Origin of the sequence: Caballeronia sp. GAWG1-1, assembly GCF_023631465.1 — a bacterium.
In the GTDB taxonomy this organism is placed as follows: Bacteria; Pseudomonadota; Gammaproteobacteria; order Burkholderiales; family Burkholderiaceae; genus Caballeronia.
The window spans coordinates 54856-70656 of sequence record NZ_JALQDB010000011.1; the positions used below are offsets into that span (position 1 = coordinate 54856).

Genomic DNA, 15801 nt, shown 5'->3' on the forward strand with positions numbered 1-15801 from the left:
ACGTATTTGAAAGAGTCTTACCATGATCGCGATGACGGACCCGCGCAACGACGACAAAAATCTTTGGGTCAACTGGGATGAATATCACCGGTTGATCGAAGTCCTCGCGCTCAAAGTACACGACTCAGGCTGGAAGTTCGACAAGATCCTGTGTCTGGCGCGCGGCGGGCTGCGCGTCGGCGACCAACTTTCGCGCATTTACGACTTGCCGCTCGCCATTCTCGCAACGAGTTCGTATCGCGAAGCCGCGGGCACGGAGCAGGGCGATCTCGACATCGCGCAGTACATCACCATGACGCGCGGCGAGTTGTCCGGCAACGTCTTGCTGGTGGACGATCTGGTCGACTCAGGCGTTACGCTCGCGCGCGTGCAGGAGCATCTGAAGGAGCGCTATCCGGCCATTACGGCGGTGCGCTCGGCCGTGCTCTGGTACAAGGCGTGCTCGAAGGTTACGCCCGACTATCACGTGCAGTTTCTCGAAACCAATCCGTGGATTCATCAACCGTTCGAGGAGTGGGACACGGTACGGCCGCACAATCTCGGCGCCTGGATCAAGCGGGGCCTGCAGAACAGCCGCGAGTGAGCGCCACTTCGTCGCCTCGTTCTTGCTGCCCGATAACGGGCAAGACGCCGTTCGTCCCGCTTCATGCCGGGCGCAACGGCGTTTTTGCTTTGGGTCACCTAATTTCACAGATGCGGCCAAGCGCCCTGAATCGTTCAGCCGACGCGCACGAAACGCGATGCTAAACTCACACACGCGTGTTGCCGGGCAATCGGGCAATACGAGAGGCAGCGTTTTTGCACGCGACGTTAGATAGAATGGCGTTCGTTTCTTTCCGCCCTGGACGGACATCTCGCTTTTATGACTAACATGACTCACGCGCAAGAGCATAAACAGCCTTTGCCATCTCTTGCGCTCGCCGCCATTGGCGTCGTCTTTGGCGACATCGGTACGAGTCCGCTCTATTCCCTGAAGGAAGCCTTCAGCCCGTCGCACGGCATCGCGCTTTCCGAGGCGTCCATTCTCGGCGTCATCTCCTTGCTCTTCTGGGCCATTGTCATGGTGGTCGCGGTCAAGTACGTGCTCTTCGTCATGCGCGCCGACAATAACGGCGAAGGCGGCGTGTTCGCCATGATGACGCTCGCGCTGCGCAGCGTGAAGGAGCCGGGCCGCATGTCGGGCGTGCTGCTGATGCTAGGCATCTTCGGCGCCTGCATGTTCTATGGCGATGCGGTCATCACGCCCGCCATGTCGGTCATCTCGGCGGTGGAAGGGCTGGAACTCGCCGCACCGAAGCTGTCGCCTTACGTGCTGCCGATCACCATGGTCATCCTGGTCCTGCTGTTCTGGATTCAGCGCCATGGCACGGCAGTGGTCGGCAAGCTGTTCGGCCCGATCATGCTGGTGTGGTTCATCACGCTCGCCGTGCTGGGCGCTTATCACATCGTGCTCGCACCGGGCGTGCTGGTCGCACTCAACCCGTACTATGCAATCTCCTTCATGGCCTCGCACGTGTTGCAGGCGTATATCGTGCTTGGCTCCGTCGTGCTGGTGCTGACCGGCGCGGAAGCGCTCTATGCCGATATGGGCCACTTTGGCGCGAAGCCCATTCGCTGCGGCTGGTACGCGCTCGTCATGCCGTCGCTTCTGCTGAATTACTTCGGGCAGGGCGCGTTGCTCATGCATACGCCGTCGGCCATCGAAAGTCCGTTCTTCTTGCTGGCGCCAGACTGGGCCTTGCTCCCGCTCGTGATCCTTTCCACCGTCGCCACGGTGATTGCATCGCAGGCAGTGATTTCGGGCGCGTATTCGCTGACGAGTCAGGCTATTCAGCTCGGTTACGTGCCGCGCATGAAGATCCTGCATACGTCGGAACTGGCGATCGGGCAGATCTATATTCCGCTCGTCAACTGGATGCTGCTCTTCATCATTCTGTGCATCGTGGTGGGCTTCAAGAGTTCGGAGAATCTGGCGGCGGCTTATGGACTGGCCGTGACCGCGACCATGCTCGTCACGACCATCCTGCTCTCGGTGGTGATGGTCAATCTCTGGGGCTGGAACCGCTGGCTCGTCGGCGCGTTGATCGCGGTGCTGCTCACGATCGACATCGGCTTCTTCGGCGCGAGTCTGTTGAAGATCGGACAGGGCGGCTGGCTGCCGCTGTGCATCGGCGGAATACTCTTCTTCCTGCTGATGACCTGGTACAAAGGCCGCATGATCGTGAAGGATCGCACGGCCGCCGACGGTATTCCGCTCATGCCGTTCCTGCAAGGGCTGCTCGCGCATCCGCCGCATCGCGTGTCGGGTACGGCGATCTACCTGACAGGCAGCGATTCGCTCGTGCCCGTGAGTCTTCTGCACAACCTGAAGCACAACAAGGTGCTGCACGAGCGCACCATTTTCCTGAACTTCATCACGCGCGATATCCCGTATGTGGATGGCGCGCATCGCATGGAAGTGAAGGACGTTGGCGGCGGGCTCTTTCTCGTGAAGGCCGCGTATGGCTTCAATGAAACGCCGGACGTGAAAGCCGTGCTCGAACAGATCACGCGCACGCACGCAATGACGTTCGAACTCATGGACACGTCGTTCTTCATGGCGCGTGAAACGGTGGTGCCGACCGAGTTGCCGGGCATGTCGGTGTGGCGCGAGCGCGTGTTCGCGTGGATGCATCAGAACGCCGCGAAGCCGACGGACTTCTTCAGCATTCCGGCCAATCGCGTCGTGGAGTTGGGCACGAAGATCGAAATCTGACGAGCGCTTGCTTCCGGAAACAAAAAACCCACGCCGCAAAGCGTGGGTTTTTTGTTTGAAGCGTGCCGGCTGTCAGCGTTTGAGCTTGGCGAAAGCAGCAGCCATCGCGCCACCCGGTTCCGGCTCGCGGCGCTGATTATTCGAACGCGCATCGCGCCCGCCGCCCGCGCGCCGGTCCTGCTGGCCTGCACGCGGTTGCGAAGGCGCGCCGCTGCCTGCCGCTGCCGGCGCGAAGTCATCGTCGAGACGCATGGTCAGCGAGATGCGCTGCCGCTTCACATCCGTTTCGAGCACCTTCACCTTGACGACCTGGCCTGCCTTCACGACTTCATGCGGGTCCTTGATGAACTTCGTCGACAGCGCGGAAACGTGCACGAGTCCGTCCTGATGCACGCCGATATCGACAAACGCGCCGAACGCCGCGACGTTCGTCACCACGCCTTCGAGCACCATGCCCGGTTCGAGATCCGCGATCTTCTCGATGCCTTCGCGGAACGTCGCCGTCTTGAACTCCGGACGCGGGTCGCGGCCCGGCTTTTCCAGTTCGGCGAGGATGTCGCGCACGGTCGGCAGACCGAAGCGGTCATCGACGAATTCGGTGGGCGAAAGGCCCGTGAGCGCTTCACGCTTGCCGAGCACATCGCCGACATGCTTCTTGATTTTCGCGAGAATGCGCTCGACGACCGGATACGCTTCCGGGTGCACCGACGAGCGATCCAGCGGATTCTCGCCGTTGTTAATACGCAGAAAACCCGCGGCTTGCTCGAACGTCTTGTCGCCGAGACGCGGCACCTTCTTCAAATTCTCGCGCGACGCAAACGGCCCGTTGGCATCGCGATAATCGACGATATTGCGCGCAAGCGTCGCGTTCAAACCGGAAACGCGCGCAAGCAGCGCGACCGAAGCCGTGTTGGCATCGACGCCGACGGCGTTCACGCAATCTTCGACGACCGCATCGAGCGAGCGTGCGAGTTCGCGCTGATTCACGTCGTGCTGGTACTGGCCGACGCCGATCGCTTTCGGGTCGATCTTGACGAGTTCCGCGAGCGGGTCCTGCAGACGGCGCGCAATGGAAACCGCGCCGCGCAGTGAAACATCGAGGTCCGGAAATTCCTTTGCCGCGAGTTCGGAAGCCGAATACACCGACGCGCCCGCTTCGGACACGACGATCTTCTGCAGCTTGAGTTCGGGATGCTTCGCGATGAGCTCGCTCGCGAGCTTGTCGGTTTCGCGCGATGCCGTGCCATTGCCGATGGAAATGAGCTCTGCCTGCGTCGCCTTGGCAATGCGCGCGAGCTTCGCGAGCGAACCGTCCCAATCGCGGCGCGGCTCGTGCGGATAGATGGTGTCGGTGGCCAGCACCTTGCCCGTGCGATCGACGACGGCGACTTTCACGCCGGTGCGCAGACCCGGATCGAGGCCAATCACGGCTTTCGGGCCAGCGGGCGCGGCGAGCAGCAAGTCCTTCAGATTGCGCGCGAACACGCGAATGGCTTCGTGCTCGGCTTCCTCGCGCAGCTTGGTGAGCAGTTCGTTTTCGATATGCGGCTGCACCTTGACGCGCCAGCACCAGCGGCACACGTCGGCGAGCCATTTGTCGCCCGCGCGGCCGCGATTGGCGATGCCCACGTGCTGCGCGATCATCACTTCGCCCGGATGCGGCGTTTGTGCGTCGAGTTCCTCGCCGAGCCCGAGTTTCACGCTCAGGACGCCCGCGTTACGGCCGCGGAACAGCGCGAGCGCGCGATGCGACGGCACCGTGCGGATGGTTTCGCTGTAGTCGTAGTAGTCGCGGAATTTTTCGCCTTCCTCGCCTTGCTTGCCCTCGACCACGGTCGACATGACAAGCCCTTGGTTGAACAGATGCTCGCGCAGCTTGCCGAGAATCTCGGCCGTTTCGCCGAACTGCTCGGACAGGATATCGCGTGCGCCGTCGAGCGCGGCCTTGGTATCGGCGACGCCTTTTTCGGTATCGACGAACTTCGCGGCTTCGCTCTGCGGATCGAGCGTCGGGTCGGCGAGGAGCGCCTGTGCAAGCGGTTCCAGACCGGCTTCGCGAGCAATCTGCGCGCGCGTGCGGCGCTTCGGCTTATACGGCAGATACAGGTCTTCCAGCACCTGCTTGCTGTCCGCGCCTTCGATCGATGTACGCAGTTCGTCGGTGAGCTTGCCTTGCTCGTCGATGCTCGAAAGAATCGTGGCGCGCCGGTCTTCGAGTTCGCGCAAATACAGGAGGCGTTCTTCGAGCGTGCGCAGTTGCGTGTCGTCGAGATTGCCGGTCACTTCCTTGCGATACCGAGCGATGAACGGGACAGTCGAGCCTTCATCGAGAAGCTGCACGGCGGCGGCCACCTGGCGCGGCTGCACGGTAAGCTCGGTGGCAATTCGCTGTACGATCTTGAGTGCTACGGTTTGCGTCATGGTCTGCGCTGTCTGCTCTCTGCTGGCCTTGTGCAACGGCAAGACGCAGGGCGCGCATCTCGTGCGACGCGTTGCGCGCTTTACGCCCTGTGTCCCGCTTGGTGCGCGCTGACTACTTCTTGCGCCTCGCAAAGCGGGCGTGCTGCCGGTTGCGGCCGGGTTGCTTGAGCGGGGGATTTTGCCATAAATGGAGAAGGGCTCCGGTTCACGGTGATAGAATTTCGGCATCGCGCAGGCTGCATTGCGTCTGTCGTTGCATCGCTTAATGCATCGGGTCTTTATCACGTTGCCGTCCATTCATTTGCCCAAACTTCGCCTTTCCCCGCTCGCGTCCATTTGCGCGGCGTGCGCGTTTCTGTGCACGCTCGTTCTCGCGCCGAATGCCATCGCGCAGACGCCCAAGGGCATCGACCCCACCACGTCGGTGCGCGCCACGCCGCTCGGCGATGCCTCATCCGCCATGGTCAGTGCCGAGCCGAGCGCCGAAGACGCGCTCAAGGCCGACAATGCGCGCCGGCAAAAGGCGCTCGACAAACGCACCGCGCAGAACGACTACGCATACGGCGTCAAGGAACACGACTGCTACGGCAAGTTCTTCGTGAACCACTGTCTCGACAACGCGCGCACGGCCATGCGTGAAGAGCGCAAGCAGCTTCGCCAGCAGCAGCTCGCACTCGACGACGAACAACGTGCCGAGCGCACGAAGCAGCGCGACGAACAGACCGCGCTCAAGCAGGCACAATACGATGCGGAAGCGCCGCAACGCGCCGCCAGCGAAAAGTCGAGCCAGCAGTCCTACGAGGAAAAGCAGCGTCAGAACGCGCTGTCCGCCGCGCAACGTCAGGCCGAGGCGCCGCAGCGCGCGGCCAATCAGGCCGCGTACGACCGCAAGCAGGCGGACTATCAGCGACAACTCGAAGAGGCGCGCGCACGCGGCGTGCAGGACGCGCAGGACCGCGAGCAGAAGGCGGACCGTTACGAACAGAAACAACGCGATGCCGCGCAGCATCGCGCGGAAGTCGAGGCGCGTCAGAAAGAAGCCGCGCGCAAGCAGCAGGAAAAGGCACAGCAAGCCCAGCAGGCGCAACAGCAGCAACAGCAGCAACAGCAGCAACCAGGTAAGTGACGCCCAAGGCACCGCCCGGGCGATGAGGATGAAAGGAGGCGAGCATGCAGCAGCGCTTGAACGCACCCCGACAACCCGCCGTGGATGCCACCGTGCTCCGCGATCGCATCACGCAATTGCAGGAAGAGCATCACGGCTTGTCCACGCTCATCGACAAGATGGGCGGTATCGACGACCTCGAGCTCAGGCGCTTGAAAAAGCGCAAGCTCAAGGTGAAAGACACCATACTTCTGCTGCAACTGCAGCTCGACGGCGACGCGCATTGAAGCGCATCGACGCGGGTCGAGGCGCTTGAGGCAGCAAAGCGCCGCCATGCGCCGTGACCGCAACCGCAGGATCTAGCCCCGCCTTGAACTTACCCGCACAACCCCGCGACAGCGCAAGCGCTGCGCTCGAACTCACGGACAAGCGCCGCACGGAACTCGACGCCATCTTTTCCGCCGAAGGCCTTCTCGCGCGCGCGATCGACGGCTATCGGCCGCGCGCGTCGCAGATCGACATGGCGCGCTCCGTCGCCGCCGCGATGGAAGCGTCCGGCCGCGCCATGCCCGAACCCGCGATGTTCGAATTGCAGCGCCGCCCGGCGCGCAAGCTCGGGCCATCGGACAAGCCGCATGCGATAGACGAGGCATCCGCCGACGACGTGGGTATCGCCACCGCGACGAGCGCCGTCGATGGCGGCGAGAACACGCTGATCGTCGAGGCGGGAACGGGCACGGGCAAGACCTACGCTTATCTCGTTCCGGCCATGTTGTGGGGCGGCAAGGTCATCGTTTCGACCGGGACCAAACACTTGCAGGATCAGCTCTTTCAGCGCGATATCCCGACCGTGCGCGACGCGCTCGCCGTGCCGGTCACCGTCGCGATGCTGAAGGGCCGCGCCAACTATCTCTGCCACTACTATCTCGAACGCACCGCCGACAACGGGCGGCTGCCGACGCGTCAGGACACGTCGCATCTGCAGGAGATCGTGCGCTTCGCCAAGATCACGCGCACGGGCGACAAGGCCGAACTTGCGAGTGTCCCCGAGAACTCGCCCGTCTGGCCGATGGTCACGTCCACGCGCGACAATTGCCTTGGACAAGATTGCCCGCATTACAAGGATTGCTTCGTGATGCAGGCGCGCCGCGAAGCGCAACAGGCGGACATCGTGGTGGTGAACCATCACCTGTTCTTCGCCGATGTAATGCTGCGCGACACCGGCATGGCCGAACTCTTGCCGATGGCGAACACCATCATCTTCGACGAGGCGCATCAGTTGCCCGAGACGGCGACGCTCTTTTTCGGCGAGACGCTTTCGACCACGCAACTGCTCGAACTCGCCCGCGATGCGGTGGCCGAAGGTTTGTCCCACGCTCGCGACGCCGCCGACTGGACCAAGCTCGGCGCGGCGCTCGAACGCGCGGCGCGCGACCTGCGGCTCGCATTCCGGGAAGATTCGATTCGCCTCTCGCTCGGCCAGCTCGCCGATGGACATCCGCTTTTCGAAGCGCTCGACACGCTACAAACCCATCTCGATGCACTCACGGCCGCGCTCGGCGCACACGGCGAGCGCGCGGAGTCGCTGCAGGCGCTGGTGCGGCGCGCGCGCGAATTGCAAGGGCTTTTGTCCGGCTGGACCAAGCCGCCGACCGCGCTCGAACGTGCAGTGGTCGAAGACGCGGATACCGCCGCCGAAGCCGCGCGCGACGAGCCCAACGAGATGGTGCGCTGGATCGAAGTGTTCTCGCACACGGTGCAACTGCACGAGACGCCGCTGTCGGTCGCGCCGATCTTCGCGAAGCAGCGCGCGGGCGTGCCGCGTGCCTGGATCTTCACCTCCGCGACGCTTTCGGTGCGTGGCGATTTCACGCATTACGCGGCGCAAATGGGTTTGAACGCGCGCCGCTCGATGACCTTGCCGAGTCCCTTCGATTACCCGTCGCAGGGCCTTTTGTACGTGCCGCGCAATCTGCCGCAGCCGTCCTCGCCGCAGTTCACCGACGCCGTCTTCGACGCTGCGTTGCCGGTGATCGAGGCATCGGGTGGCGGCGTGTTCATGCTGTGCACGACGCTGCGCGCGGTCGATCGCATCTCCCAGCGTCTGCGCGACGTGATCGAGCGGCGCGGCTGGGACAATCCGCTGCTCGTGCAAGGCGACGCGAGCCGTACCGAGTTGCTCGACCGTTTCCGCGCGTATGGCAATGCGATTCTCGTCGGCAGCCAGAGCTTCTGGGAAGGTGTCGACGTGCGTGGCGATGCGCTTTCGCTCGTGGTCATCGACAAACTACCGTTCGCGCCGCCCGACGATCCCGTGCTTGCCGCGCGCCTCGACGCGCTCACGAAGAAAGGCTTGAGCCCGTTCGCCGTGCATCAGTTGCCGCAGGCCGTCATCACGCTCAAGCAGGGCGCGGGGCGGCTGATTCGCGCGGAGACGGATCGCGGCGTGCTCATGATCTGTGACACGCGGCTCGTCGATAAACCATACGGCCGACGCATCTGGCAAAGCCTGCCGCCGTTCAAGCGCACGCGTGAACTGGAAGTCGCGCGGGCGTTTTTCGGCGAAGCGGCGGACGCGTCGGCGGAGCTTGCCGAGTAGGGCTTGCAACAGTGCGCGGGAGCGGTTGATCGACAAACAAAATGGGCGCCGAAGCGCCCATTTTTGCCTGACCAGCGGAACGATCTCGCGTTCTGCTTACCAGATCTGATACCACGCCTTTTCCGCGCTCGCGCGACGCTTGCCCGTGACATACGGGCTGTCGGGGAACGTGGCGGCAAGCACGCGTTTGGTGTCGTCGGCGAGTTGCGGCTGATCGAGCTTCTCGTATGAGAGCATTATGAGATGCAGCGCTTCTTCGGTGGCCGGCGCGTTCTTGTATTCGCGAATGGCGAGTTGCGCCCGGTTAATGGACGCGACATACGCGCCGCGACGATAGTAGTAATCCGCCGCGTGGACTTCGTGAGAAGCGAGCGCGTTCACGATATAGCGCATGCGTTGCGCGGCGTCGGGCGCATACTTGCTTTGCGGATATTTATCGACCACGACCTTGAACGCGTCATACGACTCGCGCAGCGACTTCGGGTCGCGCTCGCTCATGTCCTGGCCGGAGAAGCGGCCGAAGAGTCCGAGGTCGTCGTTGAAGTGAATCATGCCTTTCAGGTAGTAGGCATACGAGATGTCCGGATGATCCGGGTGCAGCTTGATGAACCGGTCGATAGCCTGATCCGCCGATGCGGTCTCGCCGTCTTTCCAGTTGCAGTAAGCCACGTTGATCTGCGCCTGCTGCGCGAAGTGACCGAACGGATCGCGGCCTTCGAGCGCTTCGAAATACTTGGAGCACTTGCCCCAGTCGCGGCCTGAAAGCGCGTCCTGGGCCTCCGTATATAATTTGTTGTTGTTCCACGTAGCCGTTTCGTCGGTCTTCTCCGGCAAGCCGTGGCAGGCCGTGACAATGGCGACGCTCGCGCCCAGCGCCAGATACTTGATCGATTGCTGCATCGATTGATGAATGGTGTTGAAGGCTCGCATTAGTGCTTGCTGTTCCTGGCTGAATCTCGCTATGTCTAGCTGTGTGTCCGGTGCGGTTTTCGCTCGGGATTTTCCGTTTGAATATCCCTCGAATTCCGCCCGGTTTCCCGGTCCGCAACGGTCTGGCGCGGCTTCCTTGCGTTGCCTGCATTGAAGTTTGCCCGGCAGTGTCGCGCGCTGTAAAGAACGTCTTGCGCAATGTCCCGAACTGCAGCCCGAGATGAAGACTGACTCACCGGGTACAACCCGATATCCCGTTCAAATGACCCGCTCAAGTACACGCCGTACCAAAGACCAACCCAAAGATTATAGCCGAAGCGCCAAGCCCGACGACGCAGCTTCTACCGATTCGGACGCGCATGCGCCCGATGCCGGCACGCCGCATCGCGGCAAGGAAGCGCGGCATCGCAACGAGGAAGCGCCGCGCGAGGCGCGCGTGCCGGACGAACTCGCAGGCGAGCGGCTCGACAAGGTGCTGGCCAAGATCTTCCCCGAGTTTTCGCGCAGCCGTCTGCAAGGCTGGATCGAGGAAGGGCGCGTGCTCGTCGATGGCGCCAGCGCCAAGGTGCGCCAGCCCGTGCCGCTTGGCGCGACCATCGCGCTCGTGCCCGACCTGTTGCCCGAGCAACTCGCGTTCACGCCCGAGCCGGTGCCGCTTCACATCGTGTACGAAGACGAAACGCTCGTCGTCATCAACAAGCCCGCCGGCATGGTCGTGCATCCCGCCGCGGGGAACTGGAGCGGCACCTTGCTCAACGGTCTCCTACATCGTTATGGCGATGCGGCCGCTGGGCTGCCGCGCGCGGGCATCGTACATCGGCTGGACAAGGAGACCTCGGGGCTGATGGTCGTCGCGCGCACGCTCGAAGCCCAGACCGACCTCGTGCGGCAGTTGCAGGCGCGCACGGTGAAGCGCCGCTATGTCGCGTTCGTGTGGGGCAGGATGCCGGACGACGGCACCATCGACGCGCCCATCGGCCGCGATTCGCGCGACAGGACGCGCATGGCCGTGGTTCAAGGCGCATCGGGGAAACCGGCGCGCACGCACTTTCGCACCATCGACCGGACGCAGTGGAACGGGCAGCCCGTGAGCGCGATCCATTGCGATCTAGAAACCGGCCGCACGCACCAGATTCGCGTGCATTGCGCGGCGAGCGGCCATCCGCTTCTGGGCGATCCGGTCTACGGTCACATACGCGGCCGGCGTTCGGTGACGCCGCTGCCCGACGGCTTCGCGCGTCAGGCGCTGCACGCGTGGCGGCTCGGTCTGGTTCATCCGGCAACGGGCAAGCAAGCGCACTGGCGCGCGGACGTGCCCGAGGATCTCGCCAGGCTCGCCACGGAACTCGGCTTCGGGCGCGACGACGAAGTCGAACTCGACGAAGACGACGACTTCCCGCAAGTCTATGAAATGGACGACGGCGAAGACTGGGACGACGAATACGACGACGAAGAAGGCGAACACGATGCCGATGCCGAGGACGACGAAGCATGACCCAGCGCACTGACGTCACATTGAGCGCGGATGATTGCGTGTGGCCGCAATGGCGCGTCTCGCCGCGCGTGCATGCGTTCGTGACGACGCGCGCGGGCGGCGTGAGCGCGGCGCCTTTCGGTGGCGGCACGCCGGGCGCGGGCGGTCTCAATCTTGGCTTGTCGAGCGGCGATGCGCCGGATGCCGTCGCTGAAAATCGCCGTCGCGCGCTGGCGTTGACGGGCATCGGACAAGCCGCGTGGCTCGAACAGATTCACGGCACGACGGTTGAAGATGCGCACGCGGTCATCGAGCGCCGCGCAGCCGGTCCGACGCGCGCCGATGCGAGCGTGACCGACCGGCCGGGCGTCGTCTGCGTGGTGATGACGGCGGACTGTTTGCCGGTCCTCTTCTGCGACGACGAAGGCCGCGCGGTCGGCGCCGCGCATGCGGGCTGGCGAGGTCTTGCGGGCGGTATCGTCGAGAAGACGGGCGCGCGGGTGGCGCAACTCGCGGGCGTGCCAACATCGCGCCTCAATGCTTACCTCGGTCCGGCCATTGGTCCCGCTGCATTCGAAGTGGGCGAGGACGTGCTCGATGCCTTCGTGTCGATCGCGAATGCGGATCAACGCGACCTCACCGCGGCAGCGTTCAAGCCGACCGGCGCACAAGGCAAATACTTCGCCGACATCTATACGCTTGCGCGCTTGCGTTTAGCCGATATCGGCGTGGAAGCGAAGCGCGTTCATGGCGGTACGCACTGCACGGTGAGCGAGCGAGAACGCTTCTATTCGTATCGTCGCGATCGCGTGACAGGGCGCATGGCCGCCATGATCTGGCTTGGCGATTAACTGCTCGTCATCTGCATTCAGCGACAACTGCCAGCTTTAAGTCGCAGGAACTTGCGCAAGCCCATGCGAATGCAATATCTCGCATGGGGAAAACGATAATTAAAAAAATATCGCACTGCGGCAAAATCAGGTGAAGCATTGACATGCCTGAGTCCTAAGAGCAAGAATGTTCCCGGAATTCATTCAATCGTGCACGGCGTAGCTAGGTGACTCTTGTGGCGCGCATAGTGCGCATCGACACTTGCGCGCTGGTTGAGACAAGCCCGGCGATGCCTGCATCAGCAATCAGTCTTGCGAGACTTACAGGTCAAAAGCGGGTATGGCTTCCAAATCTAGTTCCTCCTCTGCGTCCTCCGCCCGCTCCCGTACTGCCAGCAGTTCGACGGCTGAAGTTCCCGCTGATCCGACAGGCGTACAGCAAGCGTTCGATCAATGGCTCAACGCGTGGCGCTCGGTCGCCGATCCCGCGCAATGGGCGAAATTCAATCCCCAGACCAACGCGCAAACCAACGCGCAGACGAATGACGGAGCCGCTGCGAATAGCGCGAGCGCGCCGCCGTTCGGAGCGTTCGGTTCGTTCGGTTCGTTTCCCATGGGCGCGTTTCCGGGTTTGTCCGGTGCGGGTTTGCCCGGTGCATTTCCGAATGCATTCGGCGCGGTTCCAACCGTCATGCCGCAAATGCCCGACTTCGCGAAGATGAACGGCCTGGCCGAATTCGCCAAGCTCGCGAGCAGCATGCCGGGCTTCGGCGCGTCGATGCAGGGCTTGCCTACGTTGCCGAAGATTCCGACGGCAGCCATCGCGCCCGAGCGTCTGCAACAACTGCAAAGCAATTATTCGCGCGATGCCGCCGCATTGCTCAAGCAGGCGGGCGAGCAGAGCATCGACCCTGCATCGCTCAAGGACCGTCGCTTCACCGACACCACATGGCAGAACACGCCGGCATATGCCTTCACGGCCGCTTGGTATTTGCTGAACGCGCGTTATCTGCAAGAACTCGCGGACGCCGTGCAGAGCGATCCCAAGACGCGCGAACGCATCCGCTTCACGGTGCAGCAATGGGCGGCTGCGGCTTCGCCGAGCAACTATCTCGCGCTCAATCCCGAAGCGCAGAAGACGCTCATCGAAAGCAAGGGCGAGAGCTTGCGCCAGGGCATGCTCAACCTGCTCAACGACTTGCAGCGCGGCAAGATTTCGCAGTCGGACGAGTCGCGCTTCGCGGTTGGCAAGAACATCGGTTCGACGGAAGGCTCGGTCGTGTACGAGAACGAACTCGTGCAACTGATCCAGTACAAGCCGCTCACGCCGAAGGTTTATGCGCGGCCTTTGCTGATCGTGCCACCTTGCATCAACAAGTTTTATATCCTCGATCTTCAGCCTGAAAGCTCGCTCGTGCGTTATGCGCTCGAACAAGGGCAGCAAGTCTTTATCCTGTCGTGGCGCAATGCGGATCAATCGCTCGCCGCGAAGGAATGGGACGATTACGTCGAACAGGGCGTGCTCGAAACCATCGGCGTCATCAAGGACATCACGGGCGAGGAGCAGATCAACACGCTCGGCTTCTGCATCGGCGGAACCATTCTGGCGACGGCGCTCGCGGTAGCGAAGGCGCGCGGCGAAGAGCCGGCCGCGTCGATGACCCTGCTCACCTCGATGCTCGATTTCTCCGACACCGGCGTGCTCGACGTCTTCGTCGACGAAGCACACGTGCAGATGCGCGAGCAGTCGATCGGCGGCAAGAACGGCGCGCCCGCCGGGCTCATGCGCGGGATCGAATTCGCCAATACGTTCTCGTATCTGCGGCCGAACGATCTCGTGTGGAATTACGTCGTCGACAACTATCTCAAGGGACGCACGCCGCAAGCCTTCGACCTGCTGTTCTGGAACAGCGACTCGACCAACTTGCCCGGTCCGATGTGCGTCTGGTATTTGCGCAACACGTATCTGGAGAACAAGCTGCGCGAGCCGGGCGCGCTGACCGTGTGCGGCGAGGCGATCGATCTGTCGACGCTCTCGTTGCCCACTTTCATCTACGGTTCGCGCGAAGACCATATCGTGCCGTGGAAGTCCGCGTATGCATCCGCGCCCATTCTCACGGGCCCGCAAAAGTTCGTGCTTGGCGCGTCGGGGCACATCGCGGGCGTGATCAATCCGCCGTCGAAGAACAAGCGCAGTTTCTGGATGCTCGACAGCCATGAGGAGCGCCTGCCCGAAACCGCCGACGCGTGGTTCGAGGCAGCCACGGAACATCCGGGAAGCTGGTGGCCGACGTGGTCCGCATGGCTCGCGCAAAACGCGGGCGAGGAAGTGAAGGCGGGCGCGTCGCAAGGCTCGAAGACTTATCCGGTGATCGAGCCCGCGCCCGGACGCTACGTGCTGGAGCGCGACTTCTGACACGGCGCGAAGTCGCACGCATAACCGAATTCATTTGATGCCAAAGGAAACTGAAATGACTGACGTAGTGATCGTATCGGCCGCGCGTACAGGGGTCGGCAAGTTCGGTGGTTCGCTCGCGAAGATCGCGGCGCCGGAACTGGGGGCAACGGTGATTCGCGCGGTGCTGGAGCGTGCGGGACTGAAGCCGGATCAGGTGAGCGAAGTCATTCTGGGTCAGGTGCTGACCGCGGGTTCGGGACAGAATCCGGCGCGCCAGTCGCTCATCAAGGCAGGGTTGCCCGACATGGTTCCGGGCATGACGATCAACAAGGTCTGCGGCTCGGGTTTGAAGGCGGTGATGCTCGCGGCCAACGCGATCATCGCGGGCGATGCGGATATCGTCATCGCCGGCGGTCAGGAAAACATGAGCGCGGCGCCGCACGTGCTGCCGGGCTCGCGCGACGGCTTTCGCATGGGCGACGCCAAGCTGATCGACTCCATGATCGTCGATGGCCTGTGGGACGTCTATAACAACTACCACATGGGCACGACCGCCGAGAACGTCGCGAAGGAATACGGCATCTCGCGCGAAGACCAGGACAAGTTCGCGGCGCTGTCGCAGAACAAGGCCGAGAAGGCACAGAAGGAAGGGCGCTTCGACGACGAGATCGTGCCGGTGTCCATTCCGCAGCGCAAGGGCGAGCCGCTGCGGTTTGCCACCGACGAATTCGTGCGCCACGGCGTCACGGCCGAAGCGCTTTCCACGCTCAAGCCCGCGTTTTCGAAGGAAGGCACGGTGACGGCGGCGAACGCATCGGGCATCAACGACGGCGCGGCCGCGGTCGTCGTGATGTCGGCGAAGAAGGCCGAGGCGCTCGGTCTCACGCCGCTTGCGCGCATCAAGGCTTATGCGAATGCGGGCGTCGATCCCAAGGTCATGGGCATGGGTCCCGTGCCTGCATCGAAGCGTTGTCTCGAGCGCGCGGGCTGGTCGGTGAACGACCTCGACCTGATGGAGATCAACGAAGCCTTCGCCGCGCAGGCGCTTGCCGTGCATAAGCAAATGGGCTGGGATCAGTCGAAGATCAACGTGAACGGCGGCGCAATCGCCATTGGCCATCCGATCGGTGCATCGGGCTGCCGCATTCTCGTGACGCTCTTGCACGAAATGCAGAAGCGCGACGCGAAGAAGGGTCTGGCGTCGCTGTGTATCGGCGGCGGCATGGGCGTGGCGCTTGCGCTCGAGCGTGACTGAGCGCAACACCTGAAGGCATGGGAAGGGCCAAGCG

At 62.9% G+C, this 15801-nt stretch carries 11 protein-coding genes; 9 read left to right on the forward strand and 2 right to left on the reverse strand.

The annotated features are described in order from the left end of the window. Positions 1–22 precede the first annotated feature (22 nt). Both NCT03_RS06680 and NCT03_RS06685 read left to right on the forward strand, forming a co-directional pair. Positions 23–583 carry a phosphoribosyltransferase gene (locus NCT03_RS06680; RefSeq protein ID WP_244825326.1) on the forward strand — a complete coding sequence of 187 codons (561 nt, stop codon included), beginning with the start codon at positions 23–25 and terminating at the stop codon, positions 581–583. Positions 584–862: 279 nt separating this feature from the next. Beyond that, positions 863–2755 (forward strand): potassium transporter Kup, encoded by a 1893-nt coding sequence (locus tag NCT03_RS06685; RefSeq protein ID WP_244825325.1) that lies wholly within the window; start codon positions 863–865, stop codon positions 2753–2755. Between the two features lie 72 nt (positions 2756–2827). On the opposite strand, the gene NCT03_RS06690 is transcribed toward NCT03_RS06685, so the two are convergent. Beyond that, positions 2828–5176 carry a Tex family protein gene (locus tag NCT03_RS06690; protein WP_244825324.1) on the reverse strand — a complete coding sequence of 783 codons (2349 nt, stop codon included), beginning with the start codon at positions 5174–5176 and terminating at the stop codon, positions 2828–2830. 265 nt (positions 5177–5441) lie between these two features. Here NCT03_RS06690 and NCT03_RS06695 point away from each other — a divergent pair, with 265 nt between their 5' ends. The 3 genes from NCT03_RS06695 (at position 5442) to yoaA (ending at position 8880) form a co-directional block, all read left to right on the forward strand. Then, complete coding sequence (locus NCT03_RS06695; protein ID WP_250492306.1) at positions 5442–6302, forward strand: colicin transporter; 861 nt, start codon at positions 5442–5444, stop codon at positions 6300–6302. 44 nt (positions 6303–6346) lie between these two features. Continuing rightward, positions 6347–6568 (forward strand): DUF465 domain-containing protein, encoded by a 222-nt coding sequence (locus NCT03_RS06700; protein WP_244825322.1) that lies wholly within the window; start codon positions 6347–6349, stop codon positions 6566–6568. Between the two features lie 83 nt (positions 6569–6651). Continuing rightward, complete coding sequence (yoaA, locus tag NCT03_RS06705; RefSeq protein WP_250492307.1) at positions 6652–8880, forward strand: DNA repair helicase YoaA; 2229 nt, start codon at positions 6652–6654, stop codon at positions 8878–8880. A 96-nt stretch (positions 8881–8976) separates the two neighbouring features. Here the strand turns inward: yoaA and NCT03_RS06710 are convergent, their stop codons facing one another. After that, complete coding sequence (locus tag NCT03_RS06710) at positions 8977–9780, reverse strand: outer membrane protein assembly factor BamD (protein ID WP_250492397.1); 804 nt, start codon at positions 9778–9780, stop codon at positions 8977–8979. A gap of 292 nt (positions 9781–10072) precedes the next feature. Between NCT03_RS06710 and NCT03_RS06715 the strand changes: the two genes are divergently transcribed. The 4 genes from NCT03_RS06715 to NCT03_RS06730 all read left to right on the forward strand — a co-directional run bounded on the left by NCT03_RS06715 (position 10073) and on the right by NCT03_RS06730 (position 15767). Further along, positions 10073–11305, forward strand: a complete 1233-nt coding sequence (locus NCT03_RS06715; RefSeq protein WP_250492308.1) for an RluA family pseudouridine synthase — start codon at positions 10073–10075, stop codon at positions 11303–11305. Next, positions 11302–12135 carry a peptidoglycan editing factor PgeF gene (gene pgeF / locus NCT03_RS06720; RefSeq protein WP_250492309.1) on the forward strand — a complete coding sequence of 278 codons (834 nt, stop codon included), beginning with the start codon at positions 11302–11304 and terminating at the stop codon, positions 12133–12135. The genes NCT03_RS06715 and pgeF overlap by 4 nt, the downstream gene beginning before the upstream one ends. A 319-nt stretch (positions 12136–12454) precedes the next feature. After that, positions 12455–14530, forward strand: coding sequence for a class I poly(R)-hydroxyalkanoic acid synthase (gene phaC / locus NCT03_RS06725; RefSeq protein WP_250492310.1), 2076 nt, complete (start codon positions 12455–12457; stop codon positions 14528–14530). A gap of 55 nt (positions 14531–14585) precedes the next feature. After that, on the forward strand, positions 14586–15767 hold the full coding sequence (locus NCT03_RS06730; protein ID WP_244825317.1) for an acetyl-CoA C-acetyltransferase: 1182 nt from the start codon (positions 14586–14588) through the stop codon (positions 15765–15767). Positions 15768–15801 lie beyond the last annotated feature (34 nt).

Coding starts and splice junctions, on each gene's coding strand:
- NCT03_RS06730 (WP_244825317.1), top strand. CDS start 14,586: ATGACTGACGTAGTGATCGTATCGGCCGCGCGTACAGGGGTCGGCAAG.
- NCT03_RS06710 (WP_250492397.1), bottom strand. CDS start 9,780: ATGCAGCAATCGATCAAGTATCTGGCGCTGGGCGCGAGCGTCGCCATT.
- NCT03_RS06680 (WP_244825326.1), top strand. CDS start 23: ATGATCGCGATGACGGACCCGCGCAACGACGACAAAAATCTTTGGGTC.
- pgeF (WP_250492309.1), top strand. CDS start 11,302: ATGACCCAGCGCACTGACGTCACATTGAGCGCGGATGATTGCGTGTGG.
- NCT03_RS06690 (WP_244825324.1), bottom strand. CDS start 5,176: ATGACGCAAACCGTAGCACTCAAGATCGTACAGCGAATTGCCACCGAG.
- NCT03_RS06700 (WP_244825322.1), top strand. CDS start 6,347: ATGCAGCAGCGCTTGAACGCACCCCGACAACCCGCCGTGGATGCCACC.
- NCT03_RS06695 (WP_250492306.1), top strand. CDS start 5,442: ATGCATCGGGTCTTTATCACGTTGCCGTCCATTCATTTGCCCAAACTT.
- phaC (WP_250492310.1), top strand. CDS start 12,455: ATGGCTTCCAAATCTAGTTCCTCCTCTGCGTCCTCCGCCCGCTCCCGT.
- NCT03_RS06715 (WP_250492308.1), top strand. CDS start 10,073: ATGACCCGCTCAAGTACACGCCGTACCAAAGACCAACCCAAAGATTAT.
- NCT03_RS06685 (WP_244825325.1), top strand. CDS start 863: ATGACTAACATGACTCACGCGCAAGAGCATAAACAGCCTTTGCCATCT.